The sequence below is a fragment of the Actinoplanes sp. GCM10030250 genome (assembly GCF_042666575.1).
Lineage (GTDB): Bacteria > Actinomycetota > Actinomycetes > Mycobacteriales > Micromonosporaceae > Actinoplanes.
This window is the reverse complement of sequence record NZ_JBHTDO010000011.1, coordinates 198,163-223,360: the sequence shown is the minus strand read 5'-3', so window position 1 is coordinate 223,360 and position 25,198 is coordinate 198,163. Positions and strand designations below refer to the sequence as shown.

The following is a 25,198-nucleotide window of genomic DNA, read 5'->3' as shown; positions in this document are numbered from 1 at the left end:
AGCGACCGCGATCGTGCAGGCCATCCTCGTTCTGCACCACGTCGAAGCCAACCGCTACGCAGGATGAAAAAGGCTCAATGTCTCGACGCCCCCATACCGACTAGTCCTGACGCTGGGCTGGCCGGCTGGTTCGCAGAACGCCCGACGTCGGCTTCAGCCCAAGGAACTCAAGGCCTCTACAGCAGATACGGCTATGCCGGATACCCGTATGTTACATACGATCTAGATAACGGGTGCGCCGGCAACTTCACCGAAGCCGATCAAAAGCTTGAGACAACGATTGCAAATGGCGAGATCATGATTGCTACAGCAATCATCGGCGCATCCAACGCACTACGCGAGAGAGCCTGGAATCCTGAATCACTCTGGGGCTGGGCGAATCCCCTCGTAGAGCAGGCGACCAAATCGGTCTACGAAAAGGTATTTACAGTCTTCGGCGTTGTCACGTTAGCAGTTATCGGCATTTACCTGATCTGGCGATCGCAGCAGGCCGACATGGGTGCAGCGACGACAACGACCGGGTGGGCCATTCTCGTCATGGTCGTCGTAACTGCTATCGCGGCTTGGCCAACCAGATCCGCCAACATCGCAGACAACACCCTAATCAGCACTCTCTCAGTGGTCCATGAGGCCGTTGGCCCTCGACCCAAAAATATTGATCCAAATGATTGCGTACTAGGCGATCCGGATGCATGTAAGGACAACAGGCCCCCTGCGGTACGCGCTAGTGACACCGCAACTGAGACCATGCTCTACCGAAACTGGGTTCGCGGTCTCTTGGGATCAGCGGATAGTGAGACCGCCCAGAAATATGGTATGGCACTGTACGACGCAAGATCCCTGTCATGGGCCGAGGCGGAAAGAGTCCGGGAAAACCCAGATACCCGGCCCGGAACATTCGATAGGAAACAGGCTCAGTGGGAAAGAGTCGCCGAACAGATTCGGGCTGAAGACCCTGAGGCATACGAGTACCTCCAGGGCAAAAATGGCATGGAGCGCATCGGTGCCGGGTTCATCGCCGTTCTCGCAGCGATCCTCTTCGCAATGTTCGATTTGACGGCTTCACTGCTCGTCCTCCTAGGATTCCTCATCTTCCGGTGGGCTGTCATCGCAGCTCCCATCCTTGGGACGGTCGGTCTACTCCGTCCAGCAAGCGCCGGAATTCGACGGCTGGGAAATGCCGTGGTCGCTGCAGTCTTCAACGTCGCAATCTTCGGCACTGGCGCAGCAATCTACTTGTTCGCTGTTGACCTAATCATGAACACCGCCAGCCTTGCTGGTTGGCTACAGGTGGTGCTGGTGTGGCTTACGGGAATAGTTGGATGGCTATTGCTTCGTCCTTATCGCCGAATTACCCAACTCGGCGGCAAGGACGGCGCTGCGGCGATCGCGTCCGCTGGCTCGTGGCATCGGCGGTTCTTCCGGGATATGCGGGAAGCTGCCAAGTTGGAGGTCGCTGAGGGTGGCGGAACCCGAGAACCAATCTTCGGCAAGGACGGACGAACAGTCTTCATCGAGCAACGAAACCTCCGCCCAGAGGCTCGTCTCGAGGACCCGTCGCACGCGGCAACGAGCCGGAGCGAGAAGGTTGACGAAAGCTCCTCGACGACCGTAGCTACACGTCCAGATGGCACTGAATCGGTGCGGGACGACGCCTCGGAGCCACGTAATCTGCCCGCCCCGGCACGTGCTCAGAATTCCTCCGCTTGGACTGCACCAGATGTTGTCGAGCGCCCCACGTCCTACGCGATTTACCGACCGGAGACCGGTTCGACGACACAAGAGCCGGCCAGCCCACGGGTGCGTTCCGAGGCAAGGTGAGTTGAGTGGCCGGAATACTGGAGCGGGGCCTGACCGGAATCTTCCGGTCCCGGTGGGGTGTTGCCATCGTCCTCGCCGCCATGGTGCTGGCGGTGGTAGGAATCGGGCGACTCTTCTCAGATGGTGAGCCAACACCTTCGCTCAGGGGCGGAAGCTCTGCGCCAGCGATTAGCGTGGATCCCGCCGACGACGACAGCGTCGTTTCGCCCGAGCCACCGCCGATTCCGAAGACCAGTCCGGGCCGCGCTGAACCAGAGCAGGTTGCGTACGCGTTCGCATCAGCCTGGGTCGATCATAACGACATCACCGCGAAGAAGTGGCTCGATCGACTGCTGCCGAACGCCACTAAAGACCTCTCTAGCCAACTTCGTGGTGTAGATCCGGCCGGGGTCCCTGCCGACCGGGTGATTGGCAAGCCCGACCTAATAGCGGCCAATGAGTCGCTGGTGAATGCAATCGTCACCATGGACTCCGGCAAGCTGAGCCTTCGCCTTGTGGCACCGGAAGGAACATGGCTCGTCGACGGCATCGACTGGGAGCCGGCGTGAAAGTGCCACGGCCACGCAAAGCAGTTCTCCTGGTCGCTCTGGTGATCACCCTCGCTTTGCTTTGCTGTGGTGGGAGCCTCACCATTCTACTGCTCGGCAACGTTGGTGACGACAAGCAAACCAACCTAAATACAGCGCTAGGCTGCGGACAGGGCGGGGTAATTGATCCCGACTCTAAGCTCCCGCGTATCCGCCCCTACGGCGCGAACCAGATCCGGAACGCTGCGATCATCATCGACGTGGGTTCAGATATGAAATTGCCTCCCCGCGCATGGGTCATCGCGGTAGCAACTGCGATGCAGGAATCACGTCTGATCAATCTCGGGCACCTTGGCTCTCGAAACGACCATGATTCGCAGGGCCTCTTCCAGCAGCGCCCGAGCTCAGGGTGGGGAACGCCCGACCAGGTTCGGGATCCGGTGTACGCGAGCACGAAGTTCTACAACAAACTCCGGACAGTCGAGGGTTGGGAAAGAATGTCGCTAACTAGGGCGGCTCAGGCCGTGCAAATTAGCGCCTATCCCGATGCCTATGCCAAACACGAACAATTGGCCACGCGAATAGTCAACTCGCTCGCTGACGGTGCAGCGAACGCGGTCGGCAACTCGGTCACCATGGTCTGTGCGGCTTCGGGGCAGGTGGCTGCCTCTGGCTGGACAATTCCGCTGCGTGCTGGTGTCGGTTCAGGTTTCCGCAGCGCTTCTCGTCCTAACCACCAGGGTGTTGACCTGATCATCGGCAAATACACACCGATCGCCGCCGTCGCCAGTGGTGTCGTCTCCTTAGTCAAGTGCGACGAGGATTTCAACGGTCGCAAAAGTTGCAACGTGGACGGCTATCCGGGCAAGGGAGGCTGTGGTTGGATGGTCGAGATTTTGCATGCTGGCGATGTCATGACGCGCTACTGTCACCTCATCCAACGACCCTTCGTTCGGCAGAACCAGCAGGTAACAGCTGGCGACATCATTGGACGGGTCGGCTCAAGCGGCAACTCCTCAGGCCCACACTTGCACTTCGAGGTGCACCTGGATAACGACCGCTCAAAGATTGGCGCAATCGATCCCGTGCAGTTCATGCGAGAACAAGGCGCACCGCTAGGTAATGAAGAATGACGCGCGATTCAGTTCCGGACCCGTTCACAGAACCGGACCGCCGCAGCTCTATAAAGCCACGTCCAATCATTCCCGTGCCCGCCTCAATGAGTGGTGAGACACGTGGCCGAAGAGTTCTGATTGGGCTGCCGGGAAATGGTTGGCGAGGTGATCTGCGCGCTGACAACAAGGTCGTCCAGGGCAGTAGGACCTACATACCGATTATGGCCGAAGGTGAGTGGTATCGGGCAGAGACGGAGCAGTCTGAGGTTTTCGCACCGTTGATACCTATTGAACGCGTCTGGGTTGAGGACCTAGGCATCGCCATCATGAACACTGACCCAGGTAGCGACTCCTCGCTGCTTGCCTCCCTCGACGAACCGCCGCGCCGCAATCCAGCCAACTCATTGGACACTAAGTCACTGACGGGACGGCGAGTGGTTGAAATCCAGAGTGATGGTTCTGAACGCCGGGACCTAAGGGCGGTCACCGAACTATTCATGAGCGACTCCAACGCCATCTGCGCGCGTGTTGCCCGTGAGTCTGAATGGTATCAATGGACTTGGTCCGGGAAGATCCCGCGAACCATGTCGGTCCCGGCACATTTTCTGTGGGTCGAGTAGGTATCAAGGTAGCTGAGTTGCGCCGCAAACCCTCCAGCCATTTTGATCCACAACCACGAAAGACCAAGGCGCAGTCTTGCTTTCCTGCCCATTTCGGGCAGATCGGGTTAAATCAGTAGTAACCGTGCCTCGACCTCCACTCACGGTCACCGTGAATGATGACCAACTCACCGAAATAACCGCGCTCTTCTCTCTTTCGCGAGATTGAATCTGCGACCTGAACGCATCGATTTCGGCGAAGTCACCCCCTTCCTCGCACTGATAGAGTTTGGCCTCACTGTCATTGCGGTTGACAAGATACGCCCCGAGAAAGTTGTCGACCACCGCATCGGGTGCCGTGCGCTTAACTTCTGTGGCCTCGTCGTAAAGGGCGATGAACACGCCCACCCCACCCAAACACAGTAGCGCCATGACGCCTGCGCCCAGCGCCAACGCAAGTCGCGCTCGTCTGCTCTGCAAGCGCCCGCGTTTCCACCCGCCGCCGGGTCGGCTGCGCATGGGCTTCGACGTCACCATGGCTTCACCGTCCTTCCCAGGCTGAGTCGGCGGCGTGGCTTCCGGCTCGGACTCTTGCGGCTGCATACATACGACAGTAATTCGTCCGCACCGTGTGCTCCTGTCCGGGCGCAGCCTGGCCGTCCCCTGATCTCACACCTCAAGGACCAGGAAGTCGGCCGCGAACCCCCAATACTCCTGAATCTCCACAATGGCCCCCTTGATCAGGACCAGCGTCTCCTCCTCAACCACCTCGCCGTCGTTCCAGGTGGGTGACGGCGGCAGATAGATGCCGCTGCGCTCCACCCCCCGCTCCACCTGCACGTCCATCACCCGGCCGCCATACTCCACCCGCATCGTCTCCCGGTCGACGTTGCGCAGGACAACGCCGTTGTCGGTACGAGCAGCCTGACTACGGATGTTCTCGACACCCATGCCATCTCCCCTCTCACGCCACCCCCGCCACCGGATCGATCTCCGTCACCGCCGCCACGTCCGGATTCCTGGCCAGCGCTTTTCGTTCCACCGCGTTCCAAATGCTGTCGGCCCTGGAGTTGTGCGTCCAAGCCGTCACATCACCCGTTGCCGTCTGGGCGTAGCGTTCCGACAACCGGCCCCAGATGTCCCGCGCATGGCCTTCGCGGACCGGTGAGTTGTCGGCGAAGAGTCGCATGTCGTCGAAGGTTCTGCCGCCGGGGGTCTGCTCCAACGTTACCGAGGAAACACCGTCCGCGTTCTTCTCGGCGAACAGGCGCATCGGGGTGCCGTCGCCGCTTCGGCCGGAGTAGAAGTTGGCGCCGTTGAAGGGGCTGCGGACGTCGGCGTTTTCGACCTCGCGCATCAGACGGTGGAAGTCGGAGTTCTGTCCGAAGTGGCGGGCCAACTGGCCGGCGCTCTGTGCTGCGGCTTTGCTGCCGGCGGTCTGCAGCAGATCCGCGGCGCGGGTGAACGTCTGGGCGACCTCGCCCTCCACCACCTGTAGCGATTTGTGGATGATCTCGCGGCAGGCCAGCCTCGTGGCGGCGATGAAGAGGGGGACTTCGACGAGGGTGGCGCCGGCCGTCACGAACGCGGTGGCGACGGCCTGGCCGACCTGGAACGCCAGGATGGTCAGCTGGGCGATGAACGCCGTCTTGGCCGCGATGGTCACGCCGGCCATCGCGATCAGGCCGGCGCCGATCAGCTCGACAGCGGTGGCGGCGTCCTCGAGATGTCTGCCTGGCCCGTCGGAGCCGTTCCACCATTGTTCGAAGGCGTCGACGGAGGCGCCTTCGTTCTCCATCCACACGCGGCGGGCCGCGTCGTTCGCCTCCGCCGCGTGGGCGCGCAGCCGGCCGCCGTGCTCGATCCAGGCCCGCCCGTCGGCGTAGAGCCGGTCCTCGTCGGCCTGCGGCCAGGTCAGACCGACCCAGCCGAGCGGCTCGGTGAGTTCAGCGGGCAACTCGATGGTCACGGCCCACCCCCGTCAAATGAGATGGAGGCAGCCGAGGAGGAGTCGACCTCACCGACCGACCGCGCCTGCAGAGCCAACGTCACCGCAGCGTCGCCCACCTGCTGCACATAAGACCCCAGCGCCCCGAGCGCGTGCCCCAGAACGCCCTGATAGGCCATCGCGAACGCCGACCCGCTCTCGTCACCGCCCCACGGATTCCCCGCACCCAGCACCGTCGTCTCCAGCGCCGCGACATCCTCGGCCATCCGCTGCGCCACCCCGGCCAGCGCACGACCCGCCGCAGCCACCGACTCCGGATCCATCTGCAGCCGCACGCTCACCATTGCCGGCCCGCCCGTCGTGACAGGTCGTACAACGCGGTGGAGATCTCCGCGAACCTGCGGTCCGCGATCTCGGTGGCTTCCGCCTTCACGAGAAGAAGAGTGGCTTCCGCCTTCATGAGAAGAAGATCTGTTTTGTACGCCGACGCAGCCTCGGAGACCTCGTCGTACAACTGGTCCTGCGCCCGGGTGAACGCGTCGATGAGCGCCACGCGCAGCTCGTCCACCGGCAGGTGGGTGACCCGCGGGTCGAGGTTCAGATCGGCGAGCCGCCCGTCGCCGTCGAGTTCGACCCGTATCCGCCCGTCAGCGGCCGTGCCCTCGTAACCGGAACCCATGACGGCCCTCCATCAGCAGCAGATCGAACCATCGACAACCACACGAGCCGGACGATGACGAATACCACTGCGACACGCTCCGGGTTCAAGGGAGCACGCTCCGGCGCGAAAGTCGCACCGGGGACGCAACGCGGCGTCCGAGCGGGTCTGGGATAAGTTTTATCCGCGGACAGGAGGTGGTGGCAGTGGCGGATTCGACTCTGCGGGTCCGGCAGGCCGCTGCCTTGCACCGGCAGGCGGTGGCCACGGTGGATGCGGCTGGTGCCGCGTTGGAGGCCTATGCGCCGGCCACCGCTGCCGACCCCCGGGAGCAGCATCGGCTCGCCGAGCGGTTGCGGGTGGCGGCGGCGCAGCTGGCGCCGGGGTGGCTGGGTGCCGGCCTGGAGGCGTTGTCGGCGGCCGCCCCGCTGGGTGGCGACGGCCCGCCGCAGTTCGTCCGGCTGGGGATCGCCCAGCCGCTGGACGATGTCCGGTTTCCAGCGGTCGTGCCGCTGCTCGGCACGGGCCATCTGACGGTCGACGCGACCGCCACCGACCCGCGGGTGTTCGGGTTGCTGCGTTCGCTGCTGCTGCGCCTGCTGGCGGCCGCTCCGGCGGGTTCGCTGCTGGTGCGCACGGTGGACGGGGTCGGCGGTGGGTCGGTGTTCGCGCCGTTCGAGGAGCTGGCCGACGCAGGCCTGCTGTCGCCGACGGCAACCGACCGGCAGGGCCTGCGTGACGTGCTGTCGGAGGCCGAGAAATGGCTGCGGCCGGTGCGTGGCGGGAACACCCGGCGGTCCCGGCGTGACCGGCTGATGCTCGTGGTGATCGCCAGCCTGCCGGAGCTGACCGAGGGTGAGGAGTTGCGCCGGATCGCGGCGCTCGCGCAGCAGGGGCCCGATTCCGGGTTGCACCTGATCGTGGCCGGCTGGCCGCCTCCGCCGCTGACCGCGGAGAGCACTCAGGCGCCGCTGCCGCGGACGACGGCCATCTCCGTGCGTAACCCGTTCGCCATCATCGGGGATCCGCCGGGCGGCACGTTCGGCTCCCGTGCGGACGCTCTGTGGCTCAACGCGCCCGTGTTCCTCGACGAGGATCCGCCTCCGCATCTGATCGACGCGGTCTGCCACGCGCTTGCCGCGGACACCCTGGAGGCGTCCCGGGTCACCCTCTCCGACCTGCTGCCCGATGCGAGCGAGGAGCTCTGGGGCGGTGACGCGGCGACCGGCGTCGAGACAGTGGTGGGGCATCACGGTGACGTGCCGCTGATCCTGCGCTTCAACGACCTGACTCCGCACTGGATGGTGGGCGGCCGCTCCGGTGCCGGCAAGACCGCCTTCCTGATCAACGTGCTGTACGGGTTGGGTGCCCGCTACGGCCCCGACCAGCTCGCCCTCTACCTGCTCGACTTCAAGGAGGGCGTCTCCTTCGCGGAGTTCGTCCCCACCCAGCGTGACCGCACCTGGCTGCCGCACGCCCGGGCCGTCGGTGTCGAGTCCGACCGGGAGTACGGGCTGGCGGTCCTCCGCGAGCTGGACGCCGAGATGGGCCGCCGGTCGCTGGCGTACAAGCGGGCGGGGGTGTCGCGCTTCACGGACCTGCGGGAGGTCGTCGCCGAGGAGGGCCGGGGCACTCCGCTGCCACGGATCCTCTGCGTGATCGACGAGTTCCAGGTGCTGCTGGCCGGCAACGATCCGATGGCCTCGGAAGCCGTGGGCCTGCTGGAGTCGCTGGCGCGCAAGGGCCGGTCGTACGGTATCCATCTGGTTCTCGCCAGTCAGACCGTGCTCGGTGTGGAAGCGCTCTACGCGAAACGTGACTCGATCTTCGGGCAGTTCCCGGTGCGGATCGCGCTGCCGGGCGGCGGTGACGTGCTGGAGCCGACGAACGACTCGGCGGCCGGTCTGCCGATGGGCAGCGCCGTGGTGAACACGGCCGGTGGCCTGGGCGGCCCGCGTGGTGCCACCCGCGGTCACGAACGGGTGGTCCGCTTCCCCGATCCGCACTCCGACCAGCCGCTGCTGAGCGACCTGCGGCATCGGCTGTGGGGCGGCCGCGACCCCGAGGCCCAGCCCCCGCGCGTCTTCGCGGGATATGCCAGCCAGCATCTCGTAGACGATCCCACCTACCGCGCCGCTCTCGCCGGCCGGCTGGGCCGTCCCGCGGCCCTGGTCGGCCGGGTGATCGACGTGAACCTGTCGACTGCCACCTTCCCGCTGGACTCGTCGCCCGGCCGCCACCTGGCGATCCTGGGCTCACACACGGGCGGCGCCGAGGTGCTGGACGCCGCGGCCCGCAGTGTGGCAGCGGGCCACGCTCCGCGTACCGCACGGTTCGTGATCGCCTCGTTGGTGGCGGAGAGCGACGCGGTGGCCGACGAGCTGGCCGCGGAGATCGCACTCCGCCAGGAGGTGGTGGTGGTCGACGCCGCGGGCCTCGCCGCCGAGCTCGACGCCGACCAGCCCGGTTACCGGGTGGTGTTCGGGATGGACGCCGCGGCACCGGGGAGCCTGAGCGGCCTGCGGAAGCTGTTGCGGGAGGGCCCGAGCCACGGTGCGCACCTGCTGTCCTGGTGGCGCGGGGTGCGCCGGTTCGGTGAGGAGACCGGCGGCAGCATGGGCCGTGAGGACGTGGCGGGCCTGCTCTTCCTGAACGTTCCCCAGTCCGACGTGATGCTGCTGCTGGGCCGGCCGGTGGACTGGCACCCGCGGCCCAACCGGGCGCTGCTGCACGATCGCCACGCCGATCGCATGGTCACCGTGGTCCCGTTCGTTCATCCCGAGAGTGATACGCCGTGACGGATCAGGCCGAACAGCGCGGCGTCGTGCCGGCGCAGGCGGCGGCACCGACCGACCCGTGGGGCGACTACCTGACGGCCGCCCGTGAGCTGGACGCGGTCCGGCGTGCGGCGAGCTCGGCGGCGGGCGAGCACGCCGCGACGGTCACCGCTGCAAGACAGGAGCTTTCTTCGGTACGCGCACGGCTGGCACCTCAGCGGGCGAGGTTGGTGCGCGATTTCGGCGTACCGGAAATGGAACTGACGCCGCAGCCGGACGACCAGGCCGAAGCGATGGAAAGGGTGACCGGCGGTCCTGCCGCCGTGCTCGCCGCCCTGCGGGAGGCCCGCGTCACCGCGGACGCCGCGGATCACGCCTTCGTCGGCCCCGCGCCGACCGGCCCGGATCGTCCCTGGGTGCGCAACCTGCTGATCTACGGCCCGTTCGCGGCCGCCGTGCTGATCGTGCAGGTGCTGCTGTTCCTGGTCGCCCCGCCGGGCTCACCGCCGACCTATGCGCTGATCTGCGGGCTGAGCATGCCGCTGCTGGCGTTCGGGCTGGGATGGGCCACGATCGGTTTCGTCTACGGGGGCGACGACGAGGTGAAGGCGGATCGCACCCCGATCCTCGGCGTGATCACCTGCCTCACGCCGGTGCTGCTCACCTGCATGGGCGCCGGCCTCGAAGCGCTGCTGAACTAGCCGCATTCGAACCGCTGCTGAACTAGCCGCATTCGAACCGCTGCTGAACTGGCCGGCTCGAAGCACTGCTCAAACCAAGGGGAGGCACAGCTGTGGCGAACGTCGAAGAGGTCAAGGTCAATCTAGCGACGTCGGTGGCCGGCTCGGAGCGGGCGATCGTCGGCATCCAGGCCGTCGCGGAGCAGATGGACCAGTCGCTGGCCCTGCTACGGCTGACCGCGGTCGGCTCACTGCACCCGGCCGCCGCCGCCGCGATCGCGAGCCTCCAGCAGGCCCGGGAGCGTCTTGACGAGGCGACTCAGCTGACCCGGGCCGCGATGGATTCCGCGAACCAGTTCAGGAGCCTCATCTAGCGTTTATCAGGGCCATCGCCTCGGCGCGGACCTTGCCGTCGGTCTTGAAGCCGCCGCGCACCGCGCTCGTCACGGTCCGCGCGCCGGCCTTGCGGATGCCGCGCATCTCCATGCAGAGGTGCTCGCACTCGAGGACGACTATCGCACCGCGCGCGCCCAGCTGGGCCATGAGCAGGTCGGCGATCTGCGAGGTGAGCCGCTCCTGCACCTGCGGGCGGCGGGCGAAGACCTCGACGAGGCGGGCCAGCTTCGACAGGCCGGTGATGCGCCCGTCGGTGCCGGGGATGTAGCCGATGTGCGCGACACCCTTGAACGGCAGCAGGTGGTGCTCGCACATGCTCTGCAGCTCGATGTCGCGGACCAGGACGAGTTCCTCGTGGTCCGCCTCGAAGCTGGTGGTGAGCACGGTCGCCGGGTCCACCCGGAGGCCGGCGAACAGTTCAGCGTAGGCCCGGGCCACCCGGGCCGGTGTGCGCTGGAGACCGTCACGGTCCGGGTCCTCACCGACCGCGATGAGGATCTCCCGGACCGCTTTCTCGATCCGCCCGAGGTCGACGGCCTGCTCGACCGGGGTACCGGTGAGCTTGCCGTCGACCAAACGGGCGGCGAGGTAGTCGAGTTCGTCTCGCTTGCTGATCAGTTGCTGCCTTCCGCGCCGTTCGCGCTGGCGTTCGGGTTCGGCCCGACGGCGATCTGCCCGTCCGCCTCCGCCTGTGCCTTGAGCTTGTCCCGCTCGGCCGGCGTGAGCACCGGGGGCGCCTCGGAGGGCAGTCGCTTGCCGAAGCCGTTGAACGGCGACATCGGCGGGCGCTTCTGCACCCGGGCACAGATCCGGTTCATGTCGTCCTGAGTGATGGTTTCCTTCTCCATCAGCTCGAGGACCATGTTGTCGAGCACGTCGCGGTACTCGACCAGGATCTCCCAGGCCTCGTCGTGAGCGAGCTCGATGAGCGCGCGCACCTCGCCGTCGATGTCGGCGGCGACCGCGTCCGAGTACGCCTTCTCATGGCCCATGCTGCGGCCCATGAACGGCTCGTCGCCGGTGGTGCCGTACTTCACGGCGCCCAGCTTGGAACTCATGCCGTACTGCGTGACCATGGCCTTGGCGAGGCCGGTGGCCTTTTCGATGTCGTTGCCGGCACCGGTCGTGGGCTCGTGGAAGACGAGCTCCTCGGCGGCCCGGCCACCCAGCGCATACGCCAAGGTGTCGATCATCTCGGCGCGGGTCTGGGTGTACTTGTCCTCGGTCGGCAGGACGAGCGTGTGACCCAGCGAGCGGCCACGCGGAAGGATCGTCACCTTGTGCACCGGCGCGGAGTGCGGAAGCGCGAACGCCACCAGCGCGTGCCCACCCTCGTGGTAGGCGGTGATCTTCTTTTCCTTGTCGCTCATCGCCCGGGTCCGGCGCTCGGGGCCGGCGATGACCCGGTCGATCGCCTCCTCGAGGAACTCGTTGGAGATCGCCCGCTTCTCGTTACGGGCGGTCAGCAGCGCGGACTCGTTGATCACGTTGGCCAGGTCGGCACCCGAGAAACCGGGGGTGCGGCGGGCCACCGCGTCGAGGTCGACGTCGGGCGTGAACGGCTTGCCCTTGGCGTGCACCCGCAGGATCGCCTTGCGGCCCTCCATGTCGGGGTTGTCCACCGGGATCTGCCTGTCGAAACGGCCCGGGCGCAGCAGCGCGGGGTCCAGGATGTCCGGCCGGTTGGTGGCGGCGATCAGGATCACGCCGCCCTTGGTGTCGAAGCCGTCCATCTCGACGAGCAGCTGGTTGAGCGTCTGCTCACGCTCGTCGTGGCCACCGCCCATGCCGGCGCCACGGTGCCGGCCGACAGCGTCGATCTCGTCGACGAAGACGATCGCCGGCGCGTTCGACTTGGCCTGCTCGAAGAGGTCGCGGACCCGGCTCGCGCCGACACCGACGAACATCTCCACGAAGTCCGAGCCGGAGATGGAGTAGAAGGGCACTCCCGCCTCACCGGCGACGGCACGGGCCAGCAGCGTCTTACCCGTACCGGGGCTGCCGAAGAGCAGCACCCCCTTCGGGATCTTGGCGCCGAGAGCCTGGTACTTCGCCGGGTTCTGCAGGAAGTCCTTGATCTCGTGGAGCTCCTCGACCGCCTCGTCGGCGCCCGCCACGTCGGCGAACGTCGTCTTCGGCGTGTCTTTGGTGATCATCTTCGCTTTGGACTTGCCAAAGTTGAGCACCCGCGAGCCGCCACCCTGCATCTGCGACATGAACAGCAGCAGCAGAACCACGAGGATCGCGATCGGCAGCAGGTTGATCAGCAGGCTGAGGAGGATGTTGTCGCCGGAGACCGTGGCGTTGATCGTCCCGGTCACCCGGCCGGCGGCCTTGGCCTGCTGGATGTCATCCCAGATGGCCTCAGTGACCTCGTACGGGTACTGAGTCTCGATCTTGTCGGTCATCTTGCCGTTGAACCGCTCGGACTGCGCGAGATCGATCTGGAGCGTCTGCTCCTTGTCCTTTTGGACGATCTTCTCGATACCGGGCTGGTTCAGGCGCTCAAGAGCGACCGAAGTGTCTACCCTCTGGTAGCTGGGACCACTGGTGAAGAATGAGCTCAGCGCGACTACGCCGATGATCACCAGAATGATCCAGACCACCGGGCGGCGGAAGAAACGCGTACGTTCCATACTGTTGTCGGGCGCCAAGCGCCCGGACCCTCCTGATCGGCGTCCTGGTCACCTCAACGTCACCGCCCACCGGCGGCTGCCGGATCCGCTTTCGGTATCCAGCCCCTCCGGCGTTCGTGACTACCACGCCATCGGTCACTCGACCGTACACCGTAGGTGCCCTTTACGAACCCGTGAGGCTCCAGGGCGAACCACGCGTAAACGGCGGTAAGTCAGGGCGGTTCAGGTGTAAAACCGCCCATAACGACCATTACTGAGAACACGCTGAGAAAGCGGTTCAGCTACGGGCGTACACCTCAGGCCGGAGAACACCCACGTAGGGCAACTCCCGGTAACGCTCCGCGAAGTCCAGGCCGTAACCGACGACGAACTCGTTCGGGATGTCGAAGCCCACGTAGCGGACCGGGACCTGCACCTTCACCGCGTCCGGCTTACGGAAGAGCGCCACCACCTCGACACTCGCGGGGGAACGCGACTCGAGGTACTTCATCAGCCAGGAGAGCGTCAGTCCGGAGTCGACGATGTCCTCGACCACCAGGACGTGCCGGCCGGCGATGTCCCGGTCCAGGTCCTTGAGGATGCGGACGACACCGGACGAGGTGGTGCCCTGCCCGTACGACGAGACGGCCATGAACTCCATCTCGGTGGACGGCCCGTGCCGCCCGAGGGACCGGGCGAAATCGGCCATGAACATGACCGCACCCTTCAGCACGCAGACCAGCAGGATTCCGTCAGCGGCTTCCATGTGGTCCGCGGAGACCTGTTTGGCCAGTTCGTCGATCTTTTCCCGGATCTGTTCCTCCGAGATGATCACGTGGTCGATGTCGGCGTCGTACCAAGAGCCATCAGCCATGGGGCTAAGCCTGCCCCATGGAGGTTACGGATTCTCTAACGGGGCCGGATTCCGTTCCGGCGGCCTCACTTGATATGTGCCGGAACCACCCGGACGAGGTCGCCCGAACGGCGTGCCACCTCGATCCCGCCGGGCAGATGCACGCTGCCCTGCCCGTGCCAGCCGGTCACCAGAGCGTCCAGGGCGACCACATGCCGGTACGCCAGCGCACCACCCGGCGCACCCAGCTCCCGGGCCCAGCTGTGCAGCACCCGCCCCCGCACCGCGGGCAGCAGACCGGTCAGAACAGCCACCGACAGCCCCGCCTCCGAGCGGGACTGCTCCAGAGCCGCACCGGCCAGCTCGTCCAGCGCGGCCGTGTCCGCCGCCGCGAGGGACGCCGTCCGGGCCAGGTTTCCCAGCACCGCCGGGCCGAGCGCGTCGACCAGGGCGGGCAGGACCGTGGCGCGGACACGGGACCTCGCATACGCCGGGTCGGTGTTGTGCGGGTCCTCCCAGGGCGCCAGGCCCAGCGCCGCGCACGCCTTGCGGGTGTCCGCCCGCGCCACGTCGAGCAGCGGCCGGCGCAACACCCCGCGACGGACCGGCATCCCGGCGAGCCCGCGCGGCCCGGCACCGCGGGCCAGCGCCAGCAACACCGTCTCCGCCTGGTCGTCCCGGGTGTGCCCGAGCAGCACCGCCGCGGCGCCGAGCTCGGCGGCGGCGGTGGTCAGGGCCGTGTAGCGCGCTGTGCGGGCGGCCGCCTCCGGTCCACCGGTCAGGCCGGCCACCGAGACGGTCTCGATCCGCACCGGGTCGAACCCGGCGTCGCGCGCCCACGCGGCCACCGACCGGGCCCGCCGATCGGAACCCTCCTGCAGGCCGTGGTCGACGGTGACCAGGCCGGCCCGGCGGCGGGCGAACCGGGCCGCCGAGGCCAGGGCCAGCGAATCGGCACCGCCCGAACAGGCGACAAGCACCAGGGCGTCCTCCGGCAGGTCGGCCAGGCCGCGGCGAACCGCGGTGCGGACGGCCGCAACCGGAGGGGGAATCCGTGCCATCTCAGCCGTGAACCCGGGTGACCCACGCGTCCGGGTCGCCCAGCTCCTCCAGCCGGGGCAGCGACAGCGGTGAGGTGAAGATCTGGTTGAAGCCGGTCATGCCGACCCGCTCGACGACACCGTGGACGAACTTGCGGCCCTCCGCGTACTGCCGCATCTTGACCTCGACGCCGAGCAGGCGGCGAATCGCCTTCTCCATCGGGTTGCCGGTCTCGCGGCGGCGGTTGAACTTGGCCCGGATCGACTCGACCGACGGGATCACCTCGGGGCCGACGCCGTCCATCACGAACTCGGCGTGCCCCTCGAGGAGGGTCATCAGCGCGGTCAGCCGGTCCAGCACGGCCTTCTGCCCCGGTGTCTGCACGATGTCGAGCACGGAGACGCGGCTGTCCGGGTTGCGCAGCGAGTCGGACAGCGTGGCGACGCCGCGGCGCAGCCGCTCCAGGACGTGCTCGCCGCCCTGCGAGGCGTCGACGAACGCCTGCACCTCACCGAGGAAGTAACCGCGCATCCACGGCACCGCGGTGAACTGTGTGCGGTGCGTCACCTCGTGCAGGCACACCCAGAGCCGGAAGTCCCGGGAATCCGCGTTGATCTTGCGTTCGACATCGACGATGTTCGGAGCGTTCAGCAGCAGCTGACCGGGGTCGCTGGAGAACACCTCATACTGCCCGAGCACGCGGCCGGAGAGGAACGCCAGGATCGTCCCGGCCTGCACACCGGTGACCCGCGACCCGATCGCGTCGGCGAACTGCCCCGGCGGCTTGTCACCGGAGATCCGGCTCACCAGCGGGCCGATCACCTGCTTCAGCCCGGCGATGTTCACCTTCGCCCAGTCGCGCCGGTCGACCACCCGGACCGGCGGCACCTCCACCTGCGGAACCAGACCCGTGTAAGCCGCGACGTGCCCGGCCGCCTCGTCGGTGAGATCCCGCAGCTCGGACACCACCTGAGTCGCCTCGTCCAGCGAAACCGCGGGGCCTGTCTTGGAGAGCGCGCCCGCGGTCGCGGCGGCAAGATCCCAGTCAACGAACTGCGCCATGCAGCCCACCGTACCCGCGCGACTCCAGGCCGCACTCAGGTGAAACCCCCGGGATCAGCAGCCGCACTGCACCAGCCGGGCGGCGACCCTGTCCAGGGCAACCTTCGCCGCACTCGCGCTCGGCCCGCCCTTCGCCATGATCGCGAAGGCCAGCACCCGCCCGTCCCTGGTGATCAGCACACCGGCCAGGGTGTTCACCCCACTCAGCGTCCCGGTCTTGGCCCGCACGATGCCCTGCGCGCTCCGGTTCGGGCTGGGCGTGACGAACCGCGTCCGCAGGGTCCCGGACCAGCCGGCCACCGGCAGACCGTTGAACAGGTTGCTCAGCGCGGCCTGCTCGCCGCCGGCTGCCAGGGCCAGCGTCCGCACCAGCAGGGCCGGGCTGATCGCATTCCGGTTGGAGAGGCCGCTGGCGTCGTACAGCAGGGCCTCCTCGGCGGGCAGCCCCAGCTCGGTCAGCTTCTCGCCCATTGCGTCGGCCGTACCCTCGAAGCTCGCCGGCTTGTCAGCGGCCAGCGCCACCTGCCTCCCGATCGCCTCGGCCAGCACGTTGTCGCTCATCTGCAACATCCACTCGACGACCTGCACGAGCGGCGGCGATTCGACCTTCCCCAGCTCGGTCCCCGGCGCCATCTCACCCTCAGCCTCAGCCGGGGCACTCGCCTCGCCCTCAGTCGGCGCACTCGCCTCCCCCTCGGGAGCCGTCCCCCTGCTCACCGACGTCACACCGAGGAACTTCGCGAACGCCTTACCCGCGGCCAGCGCCGGATCCGAGAACCGCGGATCACCACCCTGGTCGTTGTGCACCGGTGCCACCCGGCCACCGTTGGTCATCAGCGACTGCACCCGGGCCACCTGCCCGTCCCCGATGTCACCGCCACCCCAGCCGGTAGCGGTCTCCGGCCCGGTGAACAGCGACGTGTCCACCAGCACCTTCGTCACCTCGGCGCTACCGAGCTTCCTGCGCACCTGCGCGGCCAGATCATCCAGGCGGGCCGCACCCGGGAAGAGCGTCTTCTTGTTCACACCGAGCGTCACGTCACCGCCCCCGACGATCACGATCTCGCCGGGATTCTCACCCGCCACCACCCGCGTCTCGAACCGGTAGGCGGGCCCCCGCGCGGCAAGCGCCGTCGCCGCGGTCAGCACCTTCGTGGTCGAGGCCGGAGTGGTCATACCGTCCGGCTTCCGCTCGTAGAGCACCGTGTCCGAAGCCACATCGAGCACCTGCACGTTCACCGACCCGAGCGCGCTCGCACCCACCAGCGGGTCGAGTGCCGCCTTCACCGCGGCCGTGTCCGGCGTCGTGCCCTGCGCCTCCGCAGCAGCCAACACCGGCGTCGGATCCGGATCAGGCGACGGCGGCGGAGTAGTGGGCGCGGTGGTCTCCGAAGCACCGAGCCACCCATCCACCGGCCCCGGCCGCACCACCAGCCCGACCGCTGCCACCAAAGCCAAGATCAATACCGAAAGAACAGAGACCTTTTTCGTACGAGACACGAAGGGTCCCGCCGCCACCGGGCGATCTTCGTCGCCGGTAACGCCTTTGCCGCCCGCGCCGGGCGGAGCTGCCGGCACCGGCGCCCGAGTCCCCGCCGAACCCACACTCCCAGCCGCCGTCCGAGTGGTGTTCAACGGAACCGACGCCCGCCCGTAGCCCTCAGCTACCGCCTCTCCCACCGTCGGCGCCGCCGTCACAGACTTGCTCCCGGAGTGATCCAACTCACCCGCTCGCGCCGGGTCACCCGCTTTCGCCGGATCAACGGAAGGTCCGCTCACACGACTCTGATCGCCAGCCGAGACGTTCCCCTGAGCGGGCCCTCCAGCGAGTACATCCGCTATCCCACTCACCTGAACCGTCGCGCCTGCCAGAGCCCCACTAGCCGCTCCCGCACTGCCAGCTACAGCCGCAGTGCCTGCCACCGCGCTACCTGCTCCCGTGGCCCTGCCTGCTCCCGCAACCGGGCCGCCCGCCGCCGCCGTGCCGCTCGGCTGATTCCGATCGCCCGTCAGACCGATCTGCTGCGTCCGATCCGGATCAGCGACGATCCCCTGCTGGGATGCCGGAGGCGAACTCCACGGCCCCGCCGGATTGGGACCGCTGGGCGGATAGCCAGGCGAGGTCGCCGGACTCACTCCGGGCCCCGGCTGAGGCGCGGGCAGCTGCCCGGACACAGGCGGCTGCCCGGACACAGGCGGCTGCCCAGATCCTGGCGCTGACCGCGGTGCCGGCACTGCCGCGTGCCCGGAGTTCGCCGGCGCCGTCGCCCAAGGCGAGTTGTGCGGCTGCTGCGGCGGAGGGGAAGCAGGCGCCCACGGTGAGGCCTGCGGAGGAGATGCCGGGGACCACGGCGAGGTCGTCGGCTGCGCGGGAGCCGCCTCGGGCCACGTTGATGACGGTGGATTTCCCGGAGAAGTGCGTTGGCGTACAGGAGACTGAGCTTGTGTGGGGAAACCAGCCGGCGGGCCCTGGGTGGGCGATGGCACAGCGGCCTGGCCCTGGGCGGCTGACGGCGCAGAGGTCTGGTTCGGGACAGACGGGGGCACACTGGCCTGACCGGATGCCGGACTAGCGTCTTCGGCGCCGGTTTGCGAACCCGACACGCGGGTATTGTCCGCACTGTTATGTGAATCTTGCCTCGTCACACGCCCCTCCTCGCCCGTGGCGTCAGACTTAGGGGAGACTAGCGACATCCGGCACACCGTTGCGCGCGGATCCTGTGGGCCCCTGCTTCCACGCCCCGCTCCCGCCCGGCGGACCCGGTCTATTCAGGCGGGCAAGCAAAAGGGGAGCGAATAATGGATTTCGACGTTCTGGTTGAGATCCCCAAGGGGCAGCGCAACAAGTACGAGGTCGACCACAAGACGGGTCGAATCCGGCTGGACCGGACCCTCTTCACCGCGACACAGTATCCCGCGGACTACGGCTTCATCGAGGGCACCCTGGGCCAGGACGGCGACCCGCTGGACGCGTTGGTGCTGATCCAGGAGCCGACCTTCCCCGGCTGCCTGGTCCGCGCCCGTGCGATCGGCATGTACCGGATGACCGACGAGAAGGGCCGCGACGACAAGGTCCTCTGCGTGCCTTACGAGGACCCGCGTCAGGAGCACCTGCGCGACATCCACCACCTGGGCGAGTTCGACCGGATGGAGATCCAGCACTTCTTCACGGTCTACAAGGACCTGGAACCCGGCAAGTCCGTCGAGGGTGCCACCTGGGTCGGCCGCATCGAGGCGGAGGCGGAGATCCTTGCCTCCTTCAAGCGCGCCGAAGTTCACGAGGCGGCCGAGGCCGCCGAGGGCGAACACCACTGACAACCGGCTTCCCCACGCACCGCTGACGACCGCACCTGCGAGCCCCGCGCCCGCAGGTGCGGTCTTTTGGCGTCACTAAACCCATTCCGCCCATTCATGCACCGCTGAGAGTGCTCCGGACAGCGGCGAGGGGATGGGCGCACACAGTGGGGTTGCGTGTGCGTCTGCGAGGGATCACGTGAGTCAACGCGCACGATAGGCGTCCGTGCGCGCCCGTTGACCCTGTCGCGTGGCTGGAGCCGTCAGGTGAGGCCGGAGACCGCGGTGTAGAGGCCGGTCACGGCGCAGGCGACGGGGATCACCGAGATGACGGCGGCGGTGTCGAGCAGGTCGGCGGCGCGGCTCATGTAGGGCGATGGCGGGCGGTCGGCGTAGGTGGCGCCGGCGACGACTATGAGCAGGGCGATCAGGGCGGCGCCGGTGGTCAGCGCGGCGGCTGAGGCGACGTCCGAGCCGATCAAGTTCGAGAAGGGCACGCCGGATGGTGGGTGGAGAAGGTCTACGCCGAGGGTGAGCAGGCCGATCAGTCCGCCGGCCAGTAACGGGAGGCGCTGGCGGCGGGTGACGAAGAGGCGGCAGCGCAGCAGTAGGGCGATCGCGCTGACTGCTGTCAGGAGGCGTGCGGAAAGGGTACCGGCGGTGGCCAGCAGGATGAAGGCGCCGGCGGCCAGGACGGCGTGGCCGAGGAGCATCCCGGCCAGGAGTTCGTCGGTGCGGGCCACGGCCTTGAAGACCGCGGCACGGTCGAGGGTGTCGGCCGGGCCGGTCTCAGCGGGCAGCGTGATCGGGGGGCGGGGAGCGCGGCCGAGGCGTACGGCCAGGAGGGGCAGCAGGGCGATCCCGCAGACCAGCACCGAGATCAGCACCGCGGCGGCGGCGACGGCCGGTAGGACGAGGCTGATCACGGCCGTGAGCGCGGTGAGCAGGGCGGTCGTCATCGCGGCGGCGAAGAACCGGGTCCCGGCGGCGACACCCGCGGCGCCGAAGGCCGCGAAGAGGAGTACCGCGACCGAGCCGGCCACCGTTTCGGGAGCGCCGATCCAGGCGAGCGGGCCGGAGTTGTCGTACGGGGTGAATTTGTCGTACGAGGTGACTACCGTGGCAGCGCCGAGGAAGGCATAGGGCAGGGCGCAGGCGGTCAGGGTGATGCCGGCCGCGGCGTAGGCGTACGCCCGCGAAGCGATCGTCCCGGTGAGGGTGAGCAGCGCGGCCAGGCCGAGGCCCACGAAGCCGGTGCTGTTCCGGCCGGCGCTGGCGAGCAACGGCAGGAGGCCGAGCGTCAGGGGGACGGCAGCGGCGACGAGGGTGGCTGTCCTGGTGGTGGCGGGGGTCCAGACGCCGCCGCGACGACGGGCGCCCTCGGCGATCGCCTCGACGACGTCGTCGTAATCGAGTTCGGGCCACTCGTCGGCGGCGGGGACGAGGTGGAGGACTTCGCCGTCCCGTACACCCTGATGGTGTAGATCCTGACCCTCGCGCAGGGTGACACCGTCGGCGCGCCTGAGCAGCCACCCACCGTGCTTCTCGCCCTCGTCGGCGAGGTCCTCGCCGGCGTGCCGCAGAACGTCCGGCAGCAGCTCGGCGAGGGGCACGTGCTCGGGGAGAGCAACGTCGACGCGGCGCTGCGGCGCATTGATCGTGACGCGGGCGAGACCGGTGCTCACCAGGATCCCTTCGTTATCCACAGGACTGTCCACAGCCCGATTCCGGGGTTATCCACATCGAAGAAGATGGTCCTGCGGGGAAGCCCGAACTTTACCTAGCATGAGCGGACCGGTGATGCCCCGTAACCATTCGGGACACGCAAAGCGACGATGCGGGGGGTGAGCGATGGGCACCGTGACGATCACGCGGTCCGCTCGCCGGCCGGCCCCGGAGATCCCGTCCGGCGACCTGCACGTCGATCCGCCGCCGGAGATCCCGCGGGAGGTGGCGGGGCGCTGGCACCAGTGGCTGATGGCGCTGCCGATGCTGGGCGGCACCCTCGCGATGGCCATGATGATGGGGCAGGGGCGCAGCGGCCCCTATGCGTATGTGATCGGTGGCCTCTTCGGTGTCTCGGCGCTGGCCATGCTGTTCCTGTCGTTCGGTGCGTCCGGTGGCCCGCGCAAGGCCGAGATGGTGGCCGCCCGCAGGGAGTATCTGCGACATCTCGCGGCACTGCGCCGGCGGGTGCGCGAGACCGCACACCGCCAGCGGGCCGGTCTGCTCTATCGGCATCCGGATCCGGGGCGGCTCTGGTCCACGGTGGTCAGTCATCGGGTCTGGGAGCGCCGCTCGGGCGATTCCGACTTCGGGGTGGTCCGGGTCGGGCTGGGGCCGCAGACCCTGGCGACGCCGCTGGTGGCGCCGGAGACCCGTCCGGTCGACGAGCTGGAGCCGATGACCGCGGGAGCGATGCGCCGCTTCCTCGACGCCTATTCGGTGGTGCCCGACATGCCGGTGGCGATGTCGTTGCGCGGTTTCGCTCGGGTGTTCGTCCGCCCCGTCAGCCAGGAGAGCGACGACGGCCGCGCCCTGATCAGGGCGGTGCTGACTCAGCTCGCGGTGTTCCACCCACCTGACGATCTGGTGATCGCGGTGTGCGCGGGGCCGGAGCGGCGGGCGGACTGGGAGTGGGTGAAATGGCTTCCGCACGGGCGGCATCCGGTCCGGGCCGACGCGCTCGGAGCGGTTCGGCTGGTGGCCGCTTCGAGCGCGGAGCTCGCGTCGCTGATCGACGATCTGGTTGCCGATCGGCCGCGGTTCCAGCCCGGCGAGGCGGGCGAGACCGTGCCACACCTGGTGATCGTGCGGGACGGCACCGACCCGGTCGGCGACGGGACGGCCGGGGTGACCGTGCTCGATCTGGACGCCACACCGCCGCGGATGCCGGATCGGTCGGAGCTGGTCCTGACGATCGCTGCGGGCGGGGCGCTCTCGACGTACACATCGGATCAGCGCATCGAAGCCGGGCGTGCCGACGGTCTGTCCACAGCGGAGGTCGAAGCCGTCGCCCGGCGTCTCGCGCCGTTGCGTCTGGCCGGCGCGGCCGACCTGGCCGGCGTCTCTCCCGCCGCCGAGGCGGGGCTGGCCGAGCTGCTCGGCATCAACGATCCGGAGAGCTTCACCGCGACCGGCGGCTGGCAGCCCCGGCGCAACCGGGAGCGCCTGCGAGTGCCGATCGGCAGGAGCGAGGACGGTTCACCGGTCGAGCTTGATCTGAAGGAGTCGGCGCAGGACGGGATGGGTCCGCACGGCCTGCTGATCGGCGCCACCGGCTCGGGCAAGTCGGAGCTGCTGCGCACGCTCGTGCTGGCGCTCGCGGCCACCCACTCGTCCGAGACGCTCAACTTCGTTCTGATCGACTTCAAAGGGGGTGCGACGTTCGCCTCGATGGACCGGCTGCCGCACACCGCCGCCCTGATCACGAACCTGGAGGACGCGCTCCCGCTCGTCGACCGGATGGCCGACGCCATCGACGGCGAGCTGACCCGGCGGCAGGAGGTGCTGCGCAAGGCGGGCAACTACGCGGGCCTGCGGGACTACGAGCGGGCGCGGGCCGACGGTGTGCCGCTGCCACCGCTGCCGTCGCTGCTGGTGGTCTGCGACGAGTTCTCCGAGCTGTTGCAGAAGAAGCCCGAGTTCATCGAGCTGTTCCTGCAGATCGGGCGGCTGGGGCGGTCGCTCGGTGTGCACCTGCTGCTCGCCAGTCAGCGGCTGGAGGACGGGCGGTTGCGCGGGCTGGACACCCACCTGTCGTACCGGATCGGGTTGCGGACGTTCTCGGCCCTGGAGTCACGGGCGGTGCTGGGCGTGCCGGATGCGTACGAGCTGCCGCGCATGCCGGGGCACGGCTACGTCAAGTCGGGTACCGAGGTACTGAGCCGGTTCAAGGTGGCGTACGCGTCGGGCCCGGTGCGGCGGGTGGGTAAGGAGCTGGAGCTCGCGCCGGGGAGACGGGTGCTGCCGTGGTCGACACGGTCTGTTCCGGCGCCGGTGCCCGTGAGGCGCGAGGAGCGTCCGGCGGGTGAGAGCCTGCTCGGCGTACTGGTGAGCCGGCTCGCGGGTCAGGGGCCGCCGGCGCATCAGGTGTGGCTGCCCCCGCTCGACCGGCCGGCCACGCTGGACGAGCTGCTCGGCCCGGTCGGCGCTGATCCGGAGCGCGGGCTGACCGTCACCAACCCCGCCCTGCACGCGAAGTTGCAGGTGCCGGTCGCGCTCGTCGACAAGCCACGGGAGCAGTTGCGCGACGTCATGTGGTTTCAGCTGGCCGGGTCGGCGGGACACGTCGCGGTGGTGGGCGGGACGCTCAGCGGCAAGTCCACTGTGCTGCGGACGCTGATCTGCGGACTCGCGCTCACACACACCCCGGCCGAGGTGCGGGTGTACTGCCTGGATTTCGGTGGCGGTGCGCTCGGGGCGGTGCGGGACCTGCCGCACGTGGGCGGGGTGTTCGGGCGGCTGGAGGCGGAGGGGGTCCGGCGTACCGCGGGTGAGGTGGTGACGCTGCTGGCCGAGAGGGAGCGGCTCTTCGCCGAAGCCGGGGTGGAGTCGATGGCGGCGTACCGGCAGCGGCAGGGCACCGACGTCTTCCTGGTGGTGGACGGCTGGTCGACCGTGCGCAAGGACTTCGAGGAACTGGAGCCGGTGCTCACCGATCTGGCGACCCGTGGCCTGTCCTACGGCATCCACCTGGTGGCCACGGCTTCCCGCTGGCTGGACTTCCGACCGGCCGTGCGGGACCTCTTCGGCTCCCGGCTGGAGCTGCGGCTCGGCGACCCGGCCGACTCGATCGTCAACCGGCGGGCGGCCGCCGCCGTGCCGGAGGAGCCGGGCCGGGGCGTGCTGGAACACCCCACGGACCGCAGCCGCGGCCTGCACCTGCTCACCGTGAAGCCCGAGGTGAGCGCGCTCGGCGACACCACCGGGCTGGTCAAGGCAGTCGCGGCGGCCTGGACCGGTCCGTCGACGCCGCGGGTGCGGTTGTTGCCGGCCGCTGTGCCCTATGCCGAGGTCGAGCCCGACAGCGGCTCCGATCTGCGCATCCCGATCGGCATCGCCGAGGCCGACCTGCGCCCGGTGACGATCGACTTCGCGGCCGATCCGCACTTCCTGCTCTTCGGCGACGCGGAGTGCGGTAAGTCGTCGTTCCTGCGGGCGCTCGCCACCTCGGTGACCTCGCGGTTCGAGCCCGAGCAGGCGCGGATCATCCTGGTCGACTACCGCCGCAGCCTGATGGACCTTCCGGAGACAGAACACCGCATCGGGTACGGGATACAGGCGCCACAGACGCTGGACCTGATGCAGTCCGTCGCCGGATACATGGAACGCCGGCTGCCCGGCCCGGACGTGACGGCTCAACAGCTGCGGGAGCGATCCTGGTGGACCGGGCCGGAGCTGTTCGTCCTGATCGACGACTACGACCTGGTCGTCTCCGGGCCGGTCAACCCGCTGACGCCGCTCCTCGAACACCTTCCGCAGGCCCGCGACATCGGCCTGCACCTGATCCTCACCCGCCGGGCGGGTGGCGCCGGGCGGTCGCTCTATGAGCCGGTCATCCAGCGGCTGCGCGAGCTCTCCGCACCGGGCCTGGTGATGTCCGGTGCGCCGGAGGAGGGCGCGCTGCTGGGTACCGTCCGGCCTTCCACGCTGCCACCAGGGCGTGGTCACCTGGTCACTCGACGTGAAGGGGTTCGGCTGATCCAGCTCGCACACCTGCCGCCCTTCCGGGATTCGGCGAAATGAACAGACTCGGAGTGCGATTAGCCACTCAGGACCGCAGCGACACGCCCTCCGTTGGGAGTAATCT

At 68.1% G+C, this 25,198-nt stretch carries 21 protein-coding genes; 9 read left to right on the top strand and 12 right to left on the bottom strand.

The genetic code is table 11. The features are described from left to right. Positions 1 to 63 precede the first annotated feature (63 nt). The 4 genes from ACFQV6_RS17205 to ACFQV6_RS17190 are packed head-to-tail and all read left to right on the top strand — an operon-like array spanning position 64 to position 4,083. Complete coding sequence (locus ACFQV6_RS17205; RefSeq protein WP_378028499.1) at positions 64 to 1,821, top strand: MFS transporter; 1,758 nt, start codon at positions 64 to 66, stop codon at positions 1,819 to 1,821. 5 nt (positions 1,822 to 1,826) lie between these two features. After that, positions 1,827 to 2,369, top strand: coding sequence for a hypothetical protein (locus ACFQV6_RS17200; RefSeq protein WP_378028485.1), 543 nt, complete (start codon positions 1,827 to 1,829; stop codon positions 2,367 to 2,369). After that, positions 2,333 to 3,481 carry a M23 family metallopeptidase gene (locus ACFQV6_RS17195; RefSeq protein WP_378028484.1) on the top strand — a complete coding sequence of 383 codons (1,149 nt, stop codon included), beginning with the start codon at positions 2,333 to 2,335 and terminating at the stop codon, positions 3,479 to 3,481. The genes ACFQV6_RS17200 and ACFQV6_RS17195 overlap by 37 nt, the downstream gene beginning before the upstream one ends. Then, on the top strand, positions 3,478 to 4,083 hold the full coding sequence (locus tag ACFQV6_RS17190; protein WP_378028483.1) for a hypothetical protein: 606 nt from the start codon (positions 3,478 to 3,480) through the stop codon (positions 4,081 to 4,083). Before ACFQV6_RS17195 ends, ACFQV6_RS17190 begins: the two co-directional genes overlap by 4 nt. 3 nt (positions 4,084 to 4,086) lie before the next feature. On the opposite strand, the gene ACFQV6_RS17185 is transcribed toward ACFQV6_RS17190, so the two are convergent. The 5 genes from ACFQV6_RS17185 to ACFQV6_RS17165 all read right to left on the bottom strand — a co-directional run bounded on the left by ACFQV6_RS17185 (position 4,087) and on the right by ACFQV6_RS17165 (position 6,689). Beyond that, positions 4,087 to 4,665, bottom strand: coding sequence for a hypothetical protein (locus ACFQV6_RS17185; RefSeq protein WP_378028482.1), 579 nt, complete (start codon positions 4,663 to 4,665; stop codon positions 4,087 to 4,089). 66 nt (positions 4,666 to 4,731) lie between these two features. Then, positions 4,732 to 5,013, bottom strand: a complete 282-nt coding sequence (locus ACFQV6_RS17180) for a hypothetical protein (protein WP_378028481.1) — start codon at positions 5,011 to 5,013, stop codon at positions 4,732 to 4,734. 13 nt (positions 5,014 to 5,026) lie between these two features. Further along, positions 5,027 to 6,031 carry a hypothetical protein gene (locus ACFQV6_RS17175; protein ID WP_378028480.1) on the bottom strand — a complete coding sequence of 335 codons (1,005 nt, stop codon included), beginning with the start codon at positions 6,029 to 6,031 and terminating at the stop codon, positions 5,027 to 5,029. Continuing rightward, the gene (locus ACFQV6_RS17170) at positions 6,028 to 6,345 is read right to left on the bottom strand and encodes a hypothetical protein (protein WP_378028479.1); all 318 of its coding nucleotides are present in this window, start codon (positions 6,343 to 6,345) and stop codon (positions 6,028 to 6,030) included. The genes ACFQV6_RS17175 and ACFQV6_RS17170 overlap by 4 nt, the downstream gene beginning before the upstream one ends. A gap of 2 nt (positions 6,346 to 6,347) precedes the next feature. Beyond that, positions 6,348 to 6,689 (bottom strand): YbaB/EbfC family nucleoid-associated protein, encoded by a 342-nt coding sequence (locus tag ACFQV6_RS17165; RefSeq protein ID WP_378028478.1) that lies wholly within the window; start codon positions 6,687 to 6,689, stop codon positions 6,348 to 6,350. 176 nt (positions 6,690 to 6,865) lie between these two features. On the opposite strand from ACFQV6_RS17165, the gene ACFQV6_RS17160 reads away from it, so the two are divergent. From ACFQV6_RS17160 to ACFQV6_RS17150, 3 genes are all read left to right on the top strand, one after another. After that, positions 6,866 to 9,466 carry an FtsK/SpoIIIE domain-containing protein gene (locus ACFQV6_RS17160; RefSeq protein WP_378028477.1) on the top strand — a complete coding sequence of 867 codons (2,601 nt, stop codon included), beginning with the start codon at positions 6,866 to 6,868 and terminating at the stop codon, positions 9,464 to 9,466. Beyond that, the gene (locus ACFQV6_RS17155; RefSeq protein WP_378028476.1) at positions 9,463 to 10,146 is read left to right on the top strand and encodes a hypothetical protein; all 684 of its coding nucleotides are present in this window, start codon (positions 9,463 to 9,465) and stop codon (positions 10,144 to 10,146) included. The genes ACFQV6_RS17160 and ACFQV6_RS17155 overlap by 4 nt, the downstream gene beginning before the upstream one ends. A gap of 92 nt (positions 10,147 to 10,238) precedes the next feature. Continuing rightward, on the top strand, positions 10,239 to 10,499 hold the full coding sequence (locus ACFQV6_RS17150; RefSeq protein ID WP_378028475.1) for a hypothetical protein: 261 nt from the start codon (positions 10,239 to 10,241) through the stop codon (positions 10,497 to 10,499). Here the strand turns inward: ACFQV6_RS17150 and folE are convergent. The 6 genes from folE to dacB all read right to left on the bottom strand — a co-directional run bounded on the left by folE (position 10,492) and on the right by dacB (position 17,541). Continuing rightward, entirely contained in the window at positions 10,492 to 11,139 is a 648-nt protein-coding gene (gene folE / locus ACFQV6_RS17145) for a GTP cyclohydrolase I FolE (RefSeq protein ID WP_378028498.1), read from the bottom strand. The genes ACFQV6_RS17150 and folE overlap by 8 nt on opposite strands. Beyond that, a complete protein-coding gene (gene ftsH, locus ACFQV6_RS17140; RefSeq protein WP_378028474.1) occupies positions 11,136 to 13,157 on the bottom strand; it encodes an ATP-dependent zinc metalloprotease FtsH in 2,022 nt (673 codons plus the stop codon). Before ftsH ends, folE begins: the two co-directional genes overlap by 4 nt. 277 nt (positions 13,158 to 13,434) lie before the next feature. Then, positions 13,435 to 14,010 carry a hypoxanthine phosphoribosyltransferase gene (gene hpt / locus ACFQV6_RS17135; protein ID WP_378028473.1) on the bottom strand — a complete coding sequence of 192 codons (576 nt, stop codon included), beginning with the start codon at positions 14,008 to 14,010 and terminating at the stop codon, positions 13,435 to 13,437. Between the two features lie 65 nt (positions 14,011 to 14,075). Beyond that, positions 14,076 to 15,050: a tRNA lysidine(34) synthetase TilS gene (gene tilS / locus ACFQV6_RS17130; RefSeq protein ID WP_378028472.1), complete on the bottom strand. Its 975-nt coding sequence runs from the start codon at positions 15,048 to 15,050 to the stop codon at positions 14,076 to 14,078. Between the two features lies 1 nt (position 15,051). Then, entirely contained in the window at positions 15,052 to 16,092 is a 1,041-nt protein-coding gene (locus ACFQV6_RS17125; protein WP_378028471.1) for a zinc-dependent metalloprotease, read from the bottom strand. A gap of 54 nt (positions 16,093 to 16,146) precedes the next feature. Further along, entirely contained in the window at positions 16,147 to 17,541 is a 1,395-nt protein-coding gene (gene dacB, locus ACFQV6_RS17120) for a D-alanyl-D-alanine carboxypeptidase/D-alanyl-D-alanine-endopeptidase (protein WP_378028470.1), read from the bottom strand. A 1,350-nt stretch (positions 17,542 to 18,891) separates the two neighbouring features. On the opposite strand from dacB, the gene ACFQV6_RS17115 reads away from it, so the two are divergent. Beyond that, entirely contained in the window at positions 18,892 to 19,407 is a 516-nt protein-coding gene (locus ACFQV6_RS17115; RefSeq protein ID WP_378028469.1) for an inorganic diphosphatase, read from the top strand. A gap of 242 nt (positions 19,408 to 19,649) precedes the next feature. Here the strand turns inward: ACFQV6_RS17115 and eccD are convergent, their stop codons facing one another. Next, positions 19,650 to 21,071: a type VII secretion integral membrane protein EccD gene (gene eccD / locus ACFQV6_RS17110; protein ID WP_378028497.1), complete on the bottom strand. Its 1,422-nt coding sequence runs from the start codon at positions 21,069 to 21,071 to the stop codon at positions 19,650 to 19,652. Between the two features lie 166 nt (positions 21,072 to 21,237). On the opposite strand from eccD, the gene eccCa reads away from it, so the two are divergent. Further along, positions 21,238 to 25,134, top strand: coding sequence for a type VII secretion protein EccCa (gene eccCa / locus ACFQV6_RS17105; RefSeq protein ID WP_378028468.1), 3,897 nt, complete (start codon positions 21,238 to 21,240; stop codon positions 25,132 to 25,134). The last annotated feature ends 64 nt before the right edge of the window (positions 25,135 to 25,198 follow it).

Bases quoted from the DNA above. Each gene is read 5' to 3' on its own strand.
- ACFQV6_RS17180 (WP_378028481.1), bottom strand. From the start codon at position 5,013: ATGGGTGTCGAGAACATCCGTAGTCAGGCTGCTCGTACCGACAACGGC.
- ACFQV6_RS17205 (WP_378028499.1), top strand. From the start codon at position 64: ATGAAAAAGGCTCAATGTCTCGACGCCCCCATACCGACTAGTCCTGAC.
- tilS (WP_378028472.1), bottom strand. From the start codon at position 15,050: ATGGCACGGATTCCCCCTCCGGTTGCGGCCGTCCGCACCGCGGTTCGC.
- ACFQV6_RS17165 (WP_378028478.1), bottom strand. From the start codon at position 6,689: ATGGGTTCCGGTTACGAGGGCACGGCCGCTGACGGGCGGATACGGGTC.
- hpt (WP_378028473.1), bottom strand. From the start codon at position 14,010: ATGGCTGATGGCTCTTGGTACGACGCCGACATCGACCACGTGATCATC.
- eccCa (WP_378028468.1), top strand. From the start codon at position 21,238: ATGGGCACCGTGACGATCACGCGGTCCGCTCGCCGGCCGGCCCCGGAG.
- ftsH (WP_378028474.1), bottom strand. From the start codon at position 13,157: ATGGAACGTACGCGTTTCTTCCGCCGCCCGGTGGTCTGGATCATTCTG.
- ACFQV6_RS17195 (WP_378028484.1), top strand. From the start codon at position 2,333: ATGGCTCGTCGACGGCATCGACTGGGAGCCGGCGTGAAAGTGCCACGG.
- ACFQV6_RS17115 (WP_378028469.1), top strand. From the start codon at position 18,892: ATGGATTTCGACGTTCTGGTTGAGATCCCCAAGGGGCAGCGCAACAAG.
- ACFQV6_RS17125 (WP_378028471.1), bottom strand. From the start codon at position 16,092: ATGGCGCAGTTCGTTGACTGGGATCTTGCCGCCGCGACCGCGGGCGCG.
- ACFQV6_RS17190 (WP_378028483.1), top strand. From the start codon at position 3,478: ATGACGCGCGATTCAGTTCCGGACCCGTTCACAGAACCGGACCGCCGC.
- ACFQV6_RS17185 (WP_378028482.1), bottom strand. From the start codon at position 4,665: ATGCAGCCGCAAGAGTCCGAGCCGGAAGCCACGCCGCCGACTCAGCCT.